General features: G+C 73.5%; 15 protein-coding genes. 3 read left to right on the top strand and 12 right to left on the bottom strand.

What is annotated here, in order from left to right; all coding sequences use genetic code 11:
- Nucleotides 1–1,155, top strand: a 1,155-nt coding sequence (locus L3K22_RS06630) for a hypothetical protein (RefSeq protein WP_263310675.1), incomplete at its 5' end; no start/stop codon positions are given.
- A 187-nt stretch (nucleotides 1,156–1,342) separates the two neighbouring features.
- Nucleotides 1,343–1,687 carry a hypothetical protein gene (locus L3K22_RS06625; protein ID WP_263310674.1) on the top strand — a complete coding sequence of 115 codons (345 nt, stop codon included), beginning with the start codon at nucleotides 1,343–1,345 and terminating at the stop codon, nucleotides 1,685–1,687.
- A 27-nt stretch (nucleotides 1,688–1,714) separates the two neighbouring features.
- Here L3K22_RS06625 and L3K22_RS06620 read toward each other — a convergent pair whose 3' ends face one another.
- The 11 genes from L3K22_RS06620 to rpsB all read right to left on the bottom strand — a co-directional run bounded on the left by L3K22_RS06620 (nucleotide 1,715) and on the right by rpsB (nucleotide 12,737).
- On the bottom strand, nucleotides 1,715–2,536 hold the full coding sequence (locus L3K22_RS06620; RefSeq protein ID WP_263310673.1) for a GNAT family N-acetyltransferase: 822 nt from the start codon (nucleotides 2,534–2,536) through the stop codon (nucleotides 1,715–1,717).
- 34 nt (nucleotides 2,537–2,570) lie between these two features.
- On the bottom strand, nucleotides 2,571–3,731 hold the full coding sequence (gene ispG, locus L3K22_RS06615) for a flavodoxin-dependent (E)-4-hydroxy-3-methylbut-2-enyl-diphosphate synthase (RefSeq protein ID WP_010551365.1): 1,161 nt from the start codon (nucleotides 3,729–3,731) through the stop codon (nucleotides 2,571–2,573).
- A gap of 195 nt (nucleotides 3,732–3,926) precedes the next feature.
- Nucleotides 3,927–5,270 carry a M50 family metallopeptidase gene (locus L3K22_RS06610; RefSeq protein WP_263310672.1) on the bottom strand — a complete coding sequence of 448 codons (1,344 nt, stop codon included), beginning with the start codon at nucleotides 5,268–5,270 and terminating at the stop codon, nucleotides 3,927–3,929.
- A gap of 2 nt (nucleotides 5,271–5,272) precedes the next feature.
- Complete coding sequence (dxr, locus tag L3K22_RS06605; RefSeq protein ID WP_263310671.1) at nucleotides 5,273–6,478, bottom strand: 1-deoxy-D-xylulose-5-phosphate reductoisomerase; 1,206 nt, start codon at nucleotides 6,476–6,478, stop codon at nucleotides 5,273–5,275.
- The gene (locus L3K22_RS06600) at nucleotides 6,475–7,023 is read right to left on the bottom strand and encodes a DivIVA domain-containing protein (RefSeq protein WP_010551362.1); all 549 of its coding nucleotides are present in this window, start codon (nucleotides 7,021–7,023) and stop codon (nucleotides 6,475–6,477) included. Before L3K22_RS06600 ends, dxr begins: the two co-directional genes overlap by 4 nt.
- A gap of 109 nt (nucleotides 7,024–7,132) precedes the next feature.
- The gene (rlmN, locus tag L3K22_RS06595) at nucleotides 7,133–8,407 is read right to left on the bottom strand and encodes a dual-specificity RNA methyltransferase RlmN (RefSeq protein WP_010551361.1); all 1,275 of its coding nucleotides are present in this window, start codon (nucleotides 8,405–8,407) and stop codon (nucleotides 7,133–7,135) included.
- The gene (locus tag L3K22_RS06590; RefSeq protein ID WP_263310670.1) at nucleotides 8,404–9,303 is read right to left on the bottom strand and encodes a phosphatidate cytidylyltransferase; all 900 of its coding nucleotides are present in this window, start codon (nucleotides 9,301–9,303) and stop codon (nucleotides 8,404–8,406) included. Before L3K22_RS06590 ends, rlmN begins: the two co-directional genes overlap by 4 nt.
- Before the next feature lie 45 nt (nucleotides 9,304–9,348).
- Entirely contained in the window at nucleotides 9,349–9,915 is a 567-nt protein-coding gene (gene frr, locus L3K22_RS06585) for a ribosome recycling factor (protein ID WP_263310669.1), read from the bottom strand.
- 85 nt (nucleotides 9,916–10,000) lie between these two features.
- Nucleotides 10,001–10,753, bottom strand: coding sequence for a UMP kinase (pyrH, locus tag L3K22_RS06580; RefSeq protein WP_062949160.1), 753 nt, complete (start codon nucleotides 10,751–10,753; stop codon nucleotides 10,001–10,003).
- Nucleotides 10,754–10,897: 144 nt separating this feature from the next.
- Nucleotides 10,898–11,722: a translation elongation factor Ts gene (tsf, locus tag L3K22_RS06575; RefSeq protein WP_010551357.1), complete on the bottom strand. Its 825-nt coding sequence runs from the start codon at nucleotides 11,720–11,722 to the stop codon at nucleotides 10,898–10,900.
- A 100-nt stretch (nucleotides 11,723–11,822) separates the two neighbouring features.
- The gene (gene rpsB / locus L3K22_RS06570) at nucleotides 11,823–12,737 is read right to left on the bottom strand and encodes a 30S ribosomal protein S2 (RefSeq protein WP_263310668.1); all 915 of its coding nucleotides are present in this window, start codon (nucleotides 12,735–12,737) and stop codon (nucleotides 11,823–11,825) included.
- 437 nt (nucleotides 12,738–13,174) lie between these two features.
- Between rpsB and L3K22_RS06565 the strand changes: the two genes are divergently transcribed.
- The gene (locus L3K22_RS06565) at nucleotides 13,175–13,921 is read left to right on the top strand and encodes a murein hydrolase activator EnvC family protein (protein ID WP_263310667.1); all 747 of its coding nucleotides are present in this window, start codon (nucleotides 13,175–13,177) and stop codon (nucleotides 13,919–13,921) included.
- A gap of 149 nt (nucleotides 13,922–14,070) precedes the next feature.
- Here L3K22_RS06565 and L3K22_RS06560 read toward each other — a convergent pair whose 3' ends face one another.
- Nucleotides 14,071–15,333: a tyrosine recombinase XerC gene (locus L3K22_RS06560; RefSeq protein WP_263310666.1), complete on the bottom strand. Its 1,263-nt coding sequence runs from the start codon at nucleotides 15,331–15,333 to the stop codon at nucleotides 14,071–14,073.
- Nucleotides 15,334–15,356: the final 23 nt, after the last annotated feature.

Below are 15,356 nucleotides of genomic sequence, written 5' to 3'. Positions count from 1 at the left end.
GAGCACTCCCCCGCCCGGGACCGCGCCGCGGAGTTCGCCGCACGGGCCGCGGCCTGGCGCGAACGGCTGCGCGCACGACTGGCGGAGGGCGGCGACGCCCCCTCGGGGGTCGGCGATTCCGCCGCCGGGGCCGAGGTCTCCGCCGCGGGGACGAGCAGCGCCGCCGGGGACGCCGACCTGCTCGTCGACCTCGCGGACACCGCGCTCGCGGACCTCTGGGTGCTCGACGACGGCCTGCCCGCCCCCGTCGCCGGCTGGACCGCGAACTGGCGGTACGTGTGGCCGCGCGATGCGGCGTTCTGCGCCGTCGCCCTGGCCCGGATCGGCGCGGCCGATCGCGCCGCCGACGTGCTCGCCCACCTCCAGGACCTCCAGCAGGCCGACGGCTGGTTCGAGGCGCGCTACGTGCCCGGCACCGACCGCGCCCCCGATCGCCGCGCCCCGCAGTTCGACGGGACGGGGCTGCTCCTGTGGGCGAGCGCCGAGGCGGTCGCCGCTGCGGGCGCCGGAGGCGGGGCCGTCGCCGACCGGCTCGCACCGCTGGTGACGACTTCGCTCGCGGCGCTGCACCACGCCACCTCGGGCGGGACCGCGCTGCCGCCCGCCTCCCCCGACTACTGGGAGGTGCGCGAGGGCGCCGCGACCCTGTGGGGCGCGGGAGCGACCCTCGCCGGGCTGCGCGCCGGGGCGGAGCTCACCGGCACCGCCGGCGCGGAGGAGTCCGCGCAGGTCTTCGCGCACCTGCTCGAGGGGACCTTCGGGCGCGGCGGCTGGCAGCGCTATCGCGACGGCGGCGGCGCCGACTCCGCACTCGCCCTGTTCGACGCGACGGGCCTGCACGGCATGATCGATCCGGCACGCCTGAGGGCGCTGCGGGGCGAGCTGTCCCGGCCTGCCGGCGGCATCGCGCCCGGCGCGGCCTGGAAGCAGGACGGGATCAGCTGGACCCCGTCGACCAGCCTGCTGGGCCTGGGCCTCGCCCGGGCCAGGGAGCACCGGGCCGCCCGCGAGGTCCTCTCCTGGCTCGCCGCGCACCGCACCGAGCAGGGCTCCCTGCCCGAGAAGGTGCTGCACGACGGCCGCCCGGCCCAGGTCGCGCCGCTGGCCTGGACCGCCGCGAACACGCTGCTGGCCCTCGACGCGCTCGCCGCCTGAGCAGCGCACCGACTCGCTCGCGCTCCGCGCCGCGCACCGGGGCGGCGCGATAGCTCGCTGGCACCCCGGCCCGGGCGAGCCCTAGCGTGCCCGGCATGGACACCACCGGCACGCCCCACCGCAACGGCACCGACAACGCCGACGCCCGGGCGGCCGCTTCCTGATCCGCGACGACCACCCGATGTTCATGGCGGTGGGTGACGACGTCTCCGACGGGCTGAAGATCGAGCAGCCCTACTTCCAGCGGGAGCAGCCGATGACCTGGGACCAGGTGGGCAGCTATGTGCCGGTCCCCGAGGGCACGCCCCGCGTGACCCACACCGTCAGCCACGAGTGGAACCACTCGATCGGGGAGATCCTCACCGCGCTGCTGCAGGCCGGGCTGGTGCTGGACTCCTTCGAGGAGGTCCCGTTCGCGGCCTGGTGCCCGTGGCCCGAGCTCATGGTGCGCGACGGCGACCGCTACCGGCTGCGGGAGGACCCGGACCGGCTCGCGCTGCAGTACGTGCTCACCGCTCACCGTCCCGCCTGAGCCGACGGGTCGCACAGCGCGGCGCGCTCAGAAGAGCAGCGTGGTGAGCTCTCCGACCTGGCGGAAGCCGGAGGCGGCGTAGGCGCGCCGGGCCGGCTCGTTGAAGTCGTTGACGTAGAGGGAGACCTGCGGGGCGTGGTCGCGGCGCACCTGGGCGACGAGCTCGGCCATCGCGGTGCGGCCCAGCCCGTGGCCGCGACGGTCCGGGCGCACCCACACGCCGTGGATCTGGGCGACGGGGCCGAAGAGCGCGCCGACATCGGCCTTGAACAGCACCTCGCCCTCCTCGACCACCGCATAGGTGCGGCGCTGCCGGATCAGCTCCCCGACCCGGTGGCGGTAGGAGCGGCCGCCGTCGCCGAGCAGCGGATCGATCCCGACCTCCTCGCGGAACATCGCCACCGCGGCCGGGAACACGGCCGCCGCGTCCTGCGGCTCGGCGGCCCGCAGTCCGGCGCCGGGCAGCGAGGGCATCAGCGCCGGCGGGTCCGCGAGCAGCAGCGGCTGGCTCCAGCGGTGCTCGCGCACCTCCCGGTCCCAGGAGCGGCCGAGGGTCTCCCACAGTCGTTCGATCGCGGCCCGCTCCCCCACCACCGAGCTGGCCCGGCGAGGCCTGCCCGCCAGGTGCGCCCCGAACTCGTCGAGGGCACGCGGGGTCGAGGACAGCGGCGAGAGGTTCACCCCGTGCCAGAGGACGCCCTCGGGCAGGCGGTCATCGCCCACCAGGGAGAACTCCTGAGCGAGGGAGGCGGAGCGGGCGGTCTCCCGCAGCCGGGCCCCGCCGAGCGCGTTGGTGACCGGGTCCCGCAGGGCGAGTTCCAGCGCCGCGTCCACCGTGCCGGGGCGCACTGCGCGCAGGCGCCCGCCCCGCCGGAACACGGTCTCAGCCCACGGAGACGGAGGGGGCGCCGCCGGCGGGGACGTCCTCGCCCATCTCGGCGGCGATGCGGTTCGCCTCGGCGAGGAGGGTCTCCACGATGTCCTCCTCCTGGACGGTCTTGATGACCTCGCCCTTGACGAAGATCTGGCCCTTGCCGTTGCCGGAGGCGACGCCGAGATCGGCCTCGCGCGCCTCGCCGGGGCCGTTGACGACGCAGCCCATGACAGCGACGCGCAGCGGAACCTCGAGGTGCTTGAGCCCCTCGGTGACCTTGTCGGCGAGGGTGTAGACGTCGACCTGGGCGCGGCCGCAGGAGGGGCAGGAGACGATGTCGAGCTTCCGCGGCTTGAGGTTCAGCGACTGCAGGATCTGGTTGCCGACCTTGACCTCCTCCACCGGCGGGGCGGAGAGGGAGACGCGGATGGTGTCGCCGATGCCCTCGCCGAGCAGGATGCCGAAGGCGACCGAGGACTTGATGGTGCCCTGGAAGGCGGGGCCCGCCTCGGTGACGCCGAGGTGCAGCGGCCAGTCGCCCTCGGCGGCGAGCTGGCGGTAGGCCTCGACCATGATCACGGGGTCGTTGTGCTTGACCGAGATGCCGAAGTCGTGGAAGTCGTGCTCCTCGAAGAGGGACGCCTCCCACTTCGCGGAGGCGACGAGCGCCTCGGGGGTGACGCGGTCGCCGGTCATCATGCGCTTGTCGATCGAGCCGGCGTTCACGCCGATGCGCAGCGCGGTGCCGTGGTCCTTCGCGGCCTTGGCGATGTCCTTCACCTGGTCGTCGAAGCGGCGGATGTTGCCGGGGTTGACGCGGACGCCCGCGCAGCCCGCCTCGATCGCGGCGAAGACGTACTTGGGCTGGAAGTGGATGTCGGCGATCACCGGGATCGGGGACTTCGCGGCGATCGCGACGAGCGCGTCGGCGTCCTCCTGGCGCGGGCAGGCCACGCGCACGATGTCGCAGCCGGCAGCGGTCAGCTCCGCGATCTGCTGGAGGGTCGCGTTGATGTCGTGCGTCGGAGTGGTGGTCATCGACTGCACGGTGATCGGCGCGTCGCCGCCGACGTACAGGTCGCCCAGCTTCACCTTGCGGGTCGTCCGCCGGGGGGCGAGGACCGGCGGGGGCGTCTTGACGGAGGGGATGCCGAGGCTCACGGAAGTCACCCCTCCATTATGGACCGCCGACGGGCTCCGGCGAGGCGAGGTGCGACACCTCCACCGCTCCTGCACGCACGACGTGGCCCGGGGCACAGCCCCGCAATGTCCGGTGCGCGCCGCGGACGAGCCGCCGTCGATCGAGCCGGCGCGCGTCGGACCGGCGCCTGTCGGGCCGGCCCCGGAGGACCGGGCGCGCGGCGGTCAGGGGAACAGCGTGATCGGCTTGACGATGTCGGCGTAGAGCAGCAGCAGCGTCATCACGATGAACACGAGCGCGACCGCATTGGTCAGCGGGAGCATCCGCGACATGTCCACGGGGCCGGGATCCGGGCGTCCCCGCAGCCGAGCGATCCGGCGTCGGATCCCCTCGAGCAGCGCCCCGGCGACGTGCCCGCCGTCCAGCGGCAGCAGCGGGACGAGGTTGAACACGAACAGCGCCATGTTCAGCGAGGCGAGCATCGAGATCATCGTCCCGACCTTCTCGCGCAGCTCGAAGCCGGGCTCGTCGGCGGAGGCGACCTCGCCGGCCAGGCGGGAGACGCCGACGACGCCGAGCGGTCCGTCCGGGTCGCGATCGGCGCTGCCGAAGGCGGCCTGCGCCACCTCGTACAGCCGCACCGGGAGGGTCACCACGATCTGTCCGGTGCGCACGAAGGCGTCCCACGCCATCGCAGGCACCTCGGCCGGGGACTGCGGGACGAGGTCGGGGGTGCCGGCCACGCCGAGGAACCCGACCTCCTCGGTGACCAACCTCCCGTCGGCGTCGCGCACCGCGGCGCCGTCCTCGTCCAGGACGGGGCGGGCGTCGATCACGAGGGTCGCCTCGAGCGGGATCTCCCGCCCGTCACGCTCGACGACGACCTCGATCGTGCGGTCGTCCGCGGCGCGGACGGCCTCGGTGACGTCCTCCCAGCGCGTGATCGGGGCGCCGTCGATCTCGCGCAGCACGTCGCCGGGACGGATCCCGGCCTCGAGCGCGGGGGCCGGGGGCTGTCCCTCGCAGGAGACGTCCACCGGCGCGTCGGCCGGGACCACGCACTCGGAGACGCTCTGCACCGTCGGCGTCACCGAGGGCAGGCCGATCCCGCTGACCAGCACCACCATCAGCAGCACGGAGATGAGCAGGTTCATGGTGGGCCCGCCGAGCATGACCACGAGCTTCTTCGGCACCGACAGCGCCACGAAGGTGCGGTGGGCGTCCTCGGGCCCGTACTGGGCGGACTCGTACGCCTTCGCGTCCTCGGACATCTCCGTCATCTGCTGGAGCAGGCCGGTGGAGTCCTCGCGAATCGTGCCCTCGGGCTCACCCTTGTGCGGCGGGTACATGCCGATCATCCGGATGTAGCCGCCCAGCGGGATGGCCTTCAGCCCGTACTCGGTCTCGCCGCGGGTGCGGGAGAGGACCGTCGGCCCGAAGCCGATCATGTACTGGGTGACACGGACCCCGAACAGCTTCGCGGGGACCAGGTGCCCGATCTCGTGCAGCGCGATCGAGAGCGCGAGCCCCGCCGCGATGACGAGGACGCCGAGCGCGAACAGCAGCACGCTCAGCGCGCCCGGGCCGCGAGGAGCTCGGCCGCGGCGGCGCGCGCCCAGGACTCGAGCTCGAGGAGGGCATCGACGCCGTCGGCGCGCTCCGCGCGCGGCCGCGTCGGGAGCTCGAGCACCGCCCGGATCAGCCCGGTGATGCCGAGGAAGTCGAGGCGCCCGTCGAAGAAGGCGTCGACCGCCTCCTCGTTCACGGCGTTGTACACGGCCATCGCTCCCCCGCCCTGGCGGTGCGCGGCGCGGGCCAGCGCGATCGCGTCGAAGGTGTCCTCGTCCACGGGCTCGAAGGTCCAGGACTGCGCGGCGGAGAAGTCCAGCGGGGCGGCGAGGCCGGGGAGCTTCTCGGGATGGGCGAGGGCCCAGCCGATCGCGTGGCGCATGTCCGGCGGGCTCGCCTGGGCGATGGTGGAGCCGTCGACGAGCGTGACCATCGAGTGGACGATCGACTGGGGGTGGACGACCACCTGCACGCGCTCCTCCGGCAGGTCGAACTGGAAGCAGGCCTCGATCACCTCGAGCGCCTTGTTCACCAGGGTCGCGGAGTTCGTGGTGATGACCCGGCCCATCGACCAGGTGGGGTGGGCGAGCGCCTGCTCGGGGGTGACGCCGTCGAGCTCGGCGCGGGTGCGGCCGCGGAAGGGCCCCCCGGAGGCGGTGACCACGAGGTGGTCGATCTGGTCGTGGCGCACCCCGGCCAGGGCCTGCGCGATCGCGGTGTGCTCGGAGTCGACGGGGAGGATCTGCCCGGGCGCGGCGGCGCCGGTGACCAGGTCTCCGCCGACGACGAGGGACTCCTTGTTCGCCAGCGCGAGACGGGCCCCGGAGCGGAGCGCGGCGAGGGTGGGCAGCAGGCCGACGGAGCCGGTGATCGCGTTGAGGACCACGTCCTGCGCGCCGAGGGACCCGGCGAGCTCGACGACCGCCTCGGCGCCCGCGCTGATCCGCGGCGCGGGGAGGCCGGCGGCGGAGCAGGCCGCCTCGACGGCCTCGCGCACCGCGACGGCCCGGGCGGGGTCGGAGACGACGAGCTCGGCGGGGCGGTGCGCGAGCACCTGCTCGGCGACGAGGCCGGGCCGGGTGCCGCCGACGGCGAGGCCGTGGAGGGTCGCGACGTCCCCGTAGCGGGCGAGGACGTCGAGCGCCTGCGTGCCGATGGAGCCGGTGGATCCCAGCAGGACCAGGCGCCGGGGGGCGGCGCCGGTCACGGCACGGAGGCCATCACGTCCGCGACATGGTCGAGGTACACGTCGACCACGGCCTCGCGGTAGCCCTCGGGGCCGCGGCGGCGGCCGAAGGCGGCGCGGCGCACGTCGTCCACGCTCATCGGGTGGCCGTCGGTGAAGTAGGCGACGAGCTGGTCGCACAGGGCGTCGACGTCGCCCTTGTCGTAGGCGGGCTCGCCCTGCGCGGCCGGGGCGAAGCGGTCGCCCGCGGGGCGCTCGAGCCGCTCCTTGAGCGTCTCGGCACGCTCGGTGAGCTGGGCGACCCATGCCTCCTCGCCCTGGGCGGCGATGGCGTCGTCGCGGGCCTGCAGCGCGAACGCGTCGGAGAGGCGGTCCAGTGCCTCGTCGACCACGCGCATGTCGTAGCCGCCGCGCTCGGTGCCGAAGCTCGCCGCGGTGATGTCGGAGCCGTCGAAGGACGGGTCGCGGCCCTCGTAGGCCTTGCGGGCGCGGGAGAGGAACTCGTCGACCTCGCGCATGTCGTATCCGACGCTGAAGCGCGAGACACGCTCGAACGATGTGCTCACCTGGTGGTCCTTCCTCGGTGCTGTCGGTGTCCCACTGTAGCGGCGCGGGAGGGGCGATTCGGGGAGGCGTGCTGGGCTCTGCGGTCCCGGACGGGGCCGGGCCGCAGCGTCAGTCGGCGACGGCCGAGGCGACCGCCTCGACCCGGGCGACGCGCGCCTCGCGGTCCTCGCGGTGGGCGTCGGACTCGATCACCTCGGCGGCGAGCTGGCCGCAGGCGCCGTCGATGTCGGAGCCGCGGGTGTCGCGGATCGTGGCGGAGATGCCGTTGTCCCGCAGGATCTCCACGAAGCGCTTCTCGACCAGGGGATCCGAGGCGGTCCACTTCGAGCCCTTGACGGGGTTCAGCGGGATGGGGTTGACGTGGATCCAGTGCGCCCCGCCCTTGGCGATCAGCCTGTCGGCGAGCAGCTGGGCGCGGTGGGCCTGGTCGTTGATGTCCCGGATCAGCGCGTACTCGATGGAGACCCGTCGGCCGGTGGTCTCGAAGTACTCCCAGGCCGCATCGAGGATCTCGTCGACGTCGAAGCGGGTGTTGATCGGCACCAGCTCGTCACGCAGCGCATCGTCCGGGGCGTGCAGCGAGACCGCGAGGGTGACCGGGATCTTCTCCGCGGTGAGCTTGCGGACCGCCGGTGCGAGGCCGACGGTGGAGACGGTGATGTGGCGGGCGCCCATCCCGAACCCCTCCGGGGCCGGGGCGTTCAGCCGCTTGCAGGTGGTCGCGACGGGGCGGTAGTTCGCCAGCGGCTCCCCCATGCCCATGAACACGATGTTCGAGACGCGGCCGGGGCCGCCGGGCAGCTCGCCGCTCGCGAGCATCCGGTTCGCGATGCGCACCTGCTCGAGGATCTCGGCGGTGGAGAGGTTGCGGGTCAGGCCCATCTGCCCGGTCGCGCAGAAGGGGCAGTTCATGCCGCAGCCCGCCTCCGAGGAGATGCACAGGGTGACCCGGTCGCTGTAGCGCATCAGCACGGACTCGACCATCGGGCCGTCGAACAGCTTCCACAGGAACTTCTGCGTGGCGCCGTGGTCCGCGCTCTGGCGCGAGACGACGCTCAGCAGCGGCGGGAAGAAGCGGTCCACGAGCTGCTGGCGGAGGTCCTTGGGGATGTCGGTGAGGTCCTCGGGATCCGTGGTGAAGTGCTCGAAGTAGTGCACCGAGAGCTGCTTGGCGCGGAAGCCGGGCAGGCCCATCTCCTTCACCGCCTCGATCCGCTCCTCGAGCGTGAGGTCGGCCAGGTGCGCCGGCGGCTTCCCACGACGGGTGGGACGCAGCTGCAGCTGGCCGGGGGCGAGGGCGACCTTCTGCCCGGGGACGGCCTCGCGGGAGAGGTCGGGGTTGCTCGTCCCTGCGGCAGGGGTGCGAGGCGGGGTCTCGTTCATGGCAGCAGTACCTCCAGCATGACGTAGGTGGTGGGGGCGGCAAGGAGGATCGAGTCCACCCGGTCCAGCACGCCCCCGTGGCCGGGCAGCAGGTGCCCCATGTCCTTGATCCCGAGGTCCCGCTTCAGCAGCGACTCGGCGAGGTCCCCGCAGGTGGAGATCACGACCAGCACCGCACCGATCGCGACTCCCACCCACCAGGGCAGCTCGAGCGCGAGCACCGCGATCAGGGTGACCATCGCGGTGCCGAGCACGAGCGAGCCCGCGAAGCCCTCCCAGCTCTTCTTCGGGCTGATGCCGGGCGCCATCGGGTGGCGGCCGAAGAGCACCCCGGCGATGTAGCCGCCGACGTCGTTGCCGACGGGGCCGAGCACGGCGAGCAGCACCAGCATGGCTCCCTGGTCCCGCTGCATCAGCAGGAGCAGGAAGCAGCCGAGGAAGGGCACCCAGGCCAGGGCGAACACTCCCCCGGCGACGTCGCGCAGGGCGGCCAGGCCCATCGACTCGCTGACCCGCCACAGGATCAGCACGCAGACCGCGGCGGCGGTGGAGAGCATCAGCCCCTCCGCCCCGAACACGACCGTCGAGACGACCATCCCGATCACGCCGACCAGCAGCGGCACGGCCGGGACCTCGAGCCCTCCGTGGGCGAGCGCCCGGGTGAGCTCGAGCACCGCGGCGACCATCGCGATGGCGGCGACGACCGGGAACGCCTGCGGCACCACCAGCACGGACAGCGCCAGCACCGCCACGAGCGCGAGGCCGACGCCGATCGCGGCGGGGAGGTTCCTGCCGGGGCCGCGCCGCTTGGCATGCTCGCCTTCCGGCGCGACAGCGACCGCCTCGACGGAGGTCGAGGCGGTCGCTGCGGCGGGGTCCGGCGCGGAGGTGCTCATCGCGGAGCGCTCACGGTCTGCACGGCGGGGCGGTGGCTCCGCGGCTCAGACGGTCTCGAGCTCGGTCTCCTTGAGGGCGAGCGCCTCGTCGACCTGCTCGATGAACTTCTTGGTCAGGGCCTCGAGGTCCTTCTCGGCGCGTGCGCCGTCGTCCTCGCCGATCTCCCCGTCCTTCACCAGCTTCTCGATGGCCTTCTTCGCATTGCCGCGGGAGCCGCGGATCGCGATGCGGCCGTCCTCGGCCTTGGTGCGGGCGAGCTTGATGTAGTCGCGGCGGCGCTCCTCGGTCAGCGCCGGCAGCACCACGCGCAGGGTGTCGCCGTTGTTGGTGGGGTTCACGCCGAGATCGGACTCGCGCAGGGCGGTCTCGGTCGCGGACATCGCCGTCTTGTCGTAGGGGGTGACGATGACGGTGCGGGCCTCGGGGAACTGCAGCGAGGCCAGCTGGTTCAGCGGGGTCGGCGCGCCGTAGTACTCGACCGTGATCCCCTGGAACATCGCGGCGCTCGCCCGGCCGGTGCGGATCGCGGTGAACTCGTCCTTGGTCACCTCGACGGTCTTGGTCATCTTGGACTGGGCGTCCTTCAGGATGCTCGCGGTGTCGTCGCTCACGGGGTGCTCCTCGGTTGTCGAAGGGTGTTCGGGTCCATTGTCCCGCACGTCGCGGCGTCCGGGCGCCGCGACCTGCGGGCCGGTGTCACTTGGTGACGACGGTGCCGATCCGGTCGCCGCGCATCGCCCGGGTGATGTTCCCCGGGGTGTCGAGGCCGAAGACCATCATCTGCTGGGCGTTGTCCATGCAGAGGCTGAAGGCGGTGGAGTCCACGACCTTGAGGCCGCGCTGGAGCGCGTCGCCGTAGGTGACGTGCTCGAGCTTCGTGGCGTCGGGGTTGGTGCGGGGGTCGGCGTCGTAGACGCCGTCGACGCCGTTCTTCGCCATCAGGACCTCCTCGCAGCCGATCTCGAGCGCGCGCTGGACGGCGACGGTGTCGGTGGAGAAGTAGGGCATGCCGGCGCCGGCGCCGAAGATGACCACGCGCCCCTTCTCCAGGTGGCGCACCGCGCGCAGCGGGATGTACGGCTCGGCGACCTGGCCCATCTCGATCGCGGTCTGGACCCGGGTGGAGACCCCGCGCTGCTCGAGGAAGTCCTGCAGGGCCAGGCAGTTCATGACCGTGCCGAGCATGCCCATGTAGTCCGCGCGACGGCGGTCCATGCCGCGCTGGGACAGCTCGGCGCCGCGGAAGAAGTTGCCGCCGCCGACGACGATCGCGCACTGGACGCCCTGGGCCACGCCCTCGGCGATCTCCGCCGCGATGCGGGAGACCACATCGGGGTCGACGCCCACGGCGCCTCCGCCGAAGGCCTCGCCCGAGAGCTTCAGGAGGACGCGTCGCCCGTCCTGTCGCTTGGGCAGAACAGGGATGGGGGACGTGAACGTCTGGGTCATGGGAGGGGTCCTTCCGCGCGGGGTCCTCGGCGATGATACCGGCGCGGCCCCGCCCCTCGGGGGGGGGGCCGCGGGGCGGTGGCCACGCTCACGTGGCCGGCGGGCGGGGAGGGCGCGCAGCGCGCCCGGCCCGGCCCGGTGGCGTCAGTTGCCGACGCGGAAGCGGACGAAGCCGGTGACGGTGCCGCCGGCCTCCTCGACGACCTGGCCGACGGACTTCTTCGGGTCCTTCGCGAAGGCCTGGTCGAGCAGGACGTTCTCCTTGTAGAACCCGTTCAGGCGGCCCTCGACGATCTTGGGGATCGCCTTCTCGGGCTTGCCCTCGTTCTCGGCGGTCTCCTGCGCGATGCGGCGCTCGTTCTCGACGAGCTCGGCGGGGACCTCGTCGCGGCTCAGGTACGCGGGGGTGAACGCGGCGATGTGCATCGCCACGTCGCGCGCGACCTCGGCGCCGGCCGCGTCGGTCGCGACCAGCACGCCGACCTGCGGGGGCAGGTCCTTGTTGGTGCGGTGCATGTACTCGGTGACGGCCTCGCCGGAGACGCGGCCGATGCGGCGCACCAGGATCTTCTCGCCCATGGACGCGCCGGCATTGGTCAGCGCCTCGCCGAAGGGGGTCTCGGCGAGCTGCTCGGGCTCGGTGGCGCCGGACTCGACGGCGGCGGCCACGGCCTCGTCGCCGAGCGCCACGAACTTGTCGTTCTTGGCGACGAAGTCGGTCTCGGAGTTGAGCTCGACGAGGGTGCCGGTGCGGCCCTCGGCGCTGTCGCGGATGTCGAAGGCGATGAGGCCCTCGGAGGCGGTGCGGCCCTCGCGCTTGGCGATGCCCTTGAGGCCCTTGACGCGGATGACCTCGACGGCCTTGGCCTTGTCGCCGTCCGCCTCGTCGAGCGCCTTCTTGACGTCGAGCATGCCCGCGCCGGTGGCCTCGCGGATCTCCTTGATGTCTGCTGCCGTGTAGTTGGCCATGTTCCTCTTCCTTGTGGGAGCTGCTTCGGGAGGTGGCGGGAGGCGCTCGGCCTCCCCGTGGAGGGGCCCGGGACCGACGTGTCGGTCCCGGGCCCGCGGATCACTCGGCGGCGGGGGCCTCGGTGGAGGTCTCCTCGGCGGTCTCCTCGGAGGACTCCGCGGCGGGGGCCTCCTCGGCGGGCTTCTCCTCGGCGGCGGCGACGGACTCCTCGGCGGGAGCGTCCTGGGACTGGACCTCGGACTGCTTGAGCAGCTCCTGCTCCCACTCGGCCAGCGGCTCGGCGTCCACGGCGGAGACGTTCTTCTCGCCGCCGGTGGACTTGGCGTGACGCTCCTGGAGGCCGGCGGCGACCGCGTCGGCGACCACGCGGGTCAGCAGCGTGACGGAGCGGATCGCGTCGTCGTTGCCCGGGATCGGGTAGGTGATCTCGTCGGGATCGCAGTTGGTGTCCAGGATCGCGACGACGGGGATGTTGAGCTTCTGCGCCTCGTCGACGGCGAGGTGCTCCTTGTTCGTGTCCACGACCCAGAGGGCGGAGGGGGCCTTGCCCATGTCGCGGATGCCGCCGAGGGTCTTCTCGAGCTTGTCCTTCTCGCGGCGCATCATCAGCAGCTCCTTCTTGGTGCGGCCGGAGGAGGCCACATCGTCGAAGTCGATCTGCTCGAGCTCCTTGAGGCGGTTCACGCGCGCGGAGACGGTCTGCAGGTTGGTGAGCATGCCGCCCAGCCAGCGCTGGTTCACGTAGGGCATGCCCACGCGGGTGGCCTGCTCCTGCACGGACTCCTGCGCCTGCTTCTTGGTGCCGACGAACAGGATGGTGCCGCCGTGGGCGACGGTCTGCTTGACGAAGTCGTAGGCCTTGTCGATGTACGACAGGGTCTGCATGAGGTCGACGATGTAGATGCCGTTGCGCTCGGTGAAGATGAAGCGACGGACCTTCGGGTTCCAACGACGGGTCTGGTGACCGAAGTGGACGCCGCTCTCCAGGAGCTGGCGCATGGTGACGACTGCCATGATGGTGTCCTCTGTTCTCCGGTCCTGGGCTCGCACGGCGCGCCCGAAGGCGTCCGCGGTCATCGCGCAGGACCTGCTTTCTCGGTTGTTCCCCCGCCACCGATCGGTGCGGGGCCTGGTGCCCGGGTGTCGGCCGCCCTGCACCTGCCTCCGCACGGGGCGGGGACGGGAAGGACCGATGGCCGACGAGCCCTGGTGGGCACGCGAAGTCATCCGGACGGACCGGATGCTGAGTGGAGTCTATCGGACGCCGCCGTCTCCTCGCGCGCGTCCTGCGTCACCCGCGTCCCGGCGAGTCCTCGCCGGGCCCCGCGGGTCGCCTCCGTCCCGGCGAGTCCTCGCCGGGCCCTCGCGCGATCTCTCCTCCACAGACCCTGCGGGTCCACCGCCGCCGGGCGGGGCTCGCCGAACCGCGGCGGGGCGCGGACGATGCCGACATGATCCCCTCGTCGGCGCCTCCGCCCTCTTCCCCGCCCGCCTCCCAGGCGGCGCGGGTGCTCGCGCTGCTGGTGCTGCTCCTGCCGCTGGCCGTGATGCCGTCCGCCGCGGCGCGGGCTGACGGTCCGCGCTGGCAGTGGCCGGTGCCGCCGCCGCACGAGGTGATCGCGCCCTTCGACGCGCCGGCGACGCCCTACGGCCCGGGTCATCGCGGGATCGACATCGCGGTCCCGGGCGGTGGGGAGGTCCGGGCGGTCGAGGGCGGGACCGTGCGGTTCAACGGGTCGGTCGCCGGGCGCGGCGTCGTCTCGGTGGTGCATGCCGACGGGCTGATCTCGACCTACGAGCCGGTCAACGGGGCGGTGAGCGCCGGGGACCCGATCGGGGCCGGTCAGGTGCTCGGCACCCTCGAGGGCACCTCGCCCGCCTCCCACTGCGAGGGTCGGGACTGTCTGCATCTGGGCGCTCGACGGGGCGAGCTGTACGTCGATCCGCTGCTGCTGCTCGGCGGGCGCGGACCGAGCGTCCTGCTGCCCTGGGCGGACGGCGCCTCCGGGGGCGGCGCGGGAGCGGTCGGGCCGGGGGCTTCCCGCGACGTCGGGGCAGGGCCTGCGGGGACGGCGGCGGGGTCGGGATCAGGAGCAGAGGCAGGGCCTGCGGCAGGGACGAGCGTCGCGCCCCGGATCTTCGCCCCGGTCGGGGCGCAGGTCGCACGTCACGGCGCGCGGGCGGTCGCCCTGGCCTGACCTGCCCGGAGCCGCCGGGGCTGCAGGGCCCGGGACCGTCGGGACCGCGGGGGGCCGCTGGGGCTCCAGTGCCCAGGACCGTCGGCGATGGTGGCGAGCCCGGCGCGACGGGCGCGGGCGCGGGCGCGGCGCGGCGCGTCTGCCGAGGATCAGGCGCGCGGATGCGCCTGCTCGACGGTGCTGCGCAGGCGTTCTGCGCTGACATGGGTGTAGATCTGCGTGGTGGCGAGCGAGGAGTGCCCGAGGAAGTCCTGGACGCTGCGGAGGTCCGCGCCGCCCTCGACGAGGTGGGTGGCCGCGCTGTGCCGCAGGGTGTGCGGGGTGACGTGGCGGGCGATCCCGGCGCGGGCCGCGTAGCGGTCCACGAGGGTGCGCACGGCGCGGTCCCCGAGCCTCCCGCCCCGCACCCCGAGGAAGAGCGCCCGCCCCGGCGCCTTCGCTCGGCGCGCCGCGGAGGTCCCGGCCCGACCGTTCCCCGGGGCCTGTGCCCTGCCTCGACCGGCGGCGGTCGCTCCGGCGAGCACCGGCCTGCCCTCCGTCTCCCAGCGGCGCAGCGCCTCCAGGGCGGGGACGCCGACGGGGACGATCCGCTCCTTGTCGCCCTTGCCGCGCACGCGGACGGTGCCCTGGGCCATGTCGATCCCGCCCAGGTCGAGGGCCACGAGCTCGGAGACGCGCAGGCCGGAGGAGTAGAGCAGCTCGAGCACGGCGGCGTCGCGCAGCTGCACCGCGCGCTGGACGGGATCGACCTCGGACGGCTCCTCGGCGGGCGCTCCGCCTGCGGAGGTGCCCTCCCCTGCTGTGTCGCCCTCCGTCGCTGTCCCGTCACGCGTCACGGCGCCGTCCCTCGTCGCCGTGCCGCCCTGCGTCGCGGCGCTGGCCGGCATCGTAGCGCCGCCCTGCTTCGAGGTGCTGCCCGGCGTCGGGGTGTCGCCTCGTGCCGGGGCGGCGTCCTCGGAGTCCGCGTCGGCGCCCGGTGCCGGGACGTCGCTCCTCCTCGGAGCGGGCTCGGTGACGATCCCGTCGAGGAGCGCGCCGGCCTGCTCGTCAGTGAGGACGGTGGGCAGGTGCCGGCCGCGGCGGGGTGCGCGGAGCCGGCCGCCGACGTCGTGCGGGATCCTGCCGGTAGCGGCGAGCCAGGTGGTGAAGGTCCGCGCGGCCGCGGCGGAGCGGGCGAGGGTGCTCGCTCCGGCCCCGGTCTCCGCGCGAGCTCCGAGCCAGGAGCGCAGCGCGGTCACGTCGAGGTCGGCCGGGGCGATCCGCTCGACCTCCCGCAGATGCGCCAGCAGCGCCGCGGCCTCGCGACGGTAGGCCCGGACGGTGTGCTCGGACCTGCCTCGTTCGAGGTCGAGATGGGCGGCGAAGGCGTCGACGATCTGCTCGTCGGTCTCCGTCGCGCGCTCCGTGCTCATTTCGTCATTCTCGCCCATCCTCG

Origin of the sequence: Brachybacterium atlanticum, assembly GCF_025669985.1 — a bacterium.
GTDB lineage: Bacteria > Actinomycetota > Actinomycetes > Actinomycetales > Dermabacteraceae > Brachybacterium > Brachybacterium conglomeratum.
The sequence above is the reverse complement of the archived record's forward strand: the minus strand, read 5'-3'. Positions and strand labels throughout refer to the sequence as shown.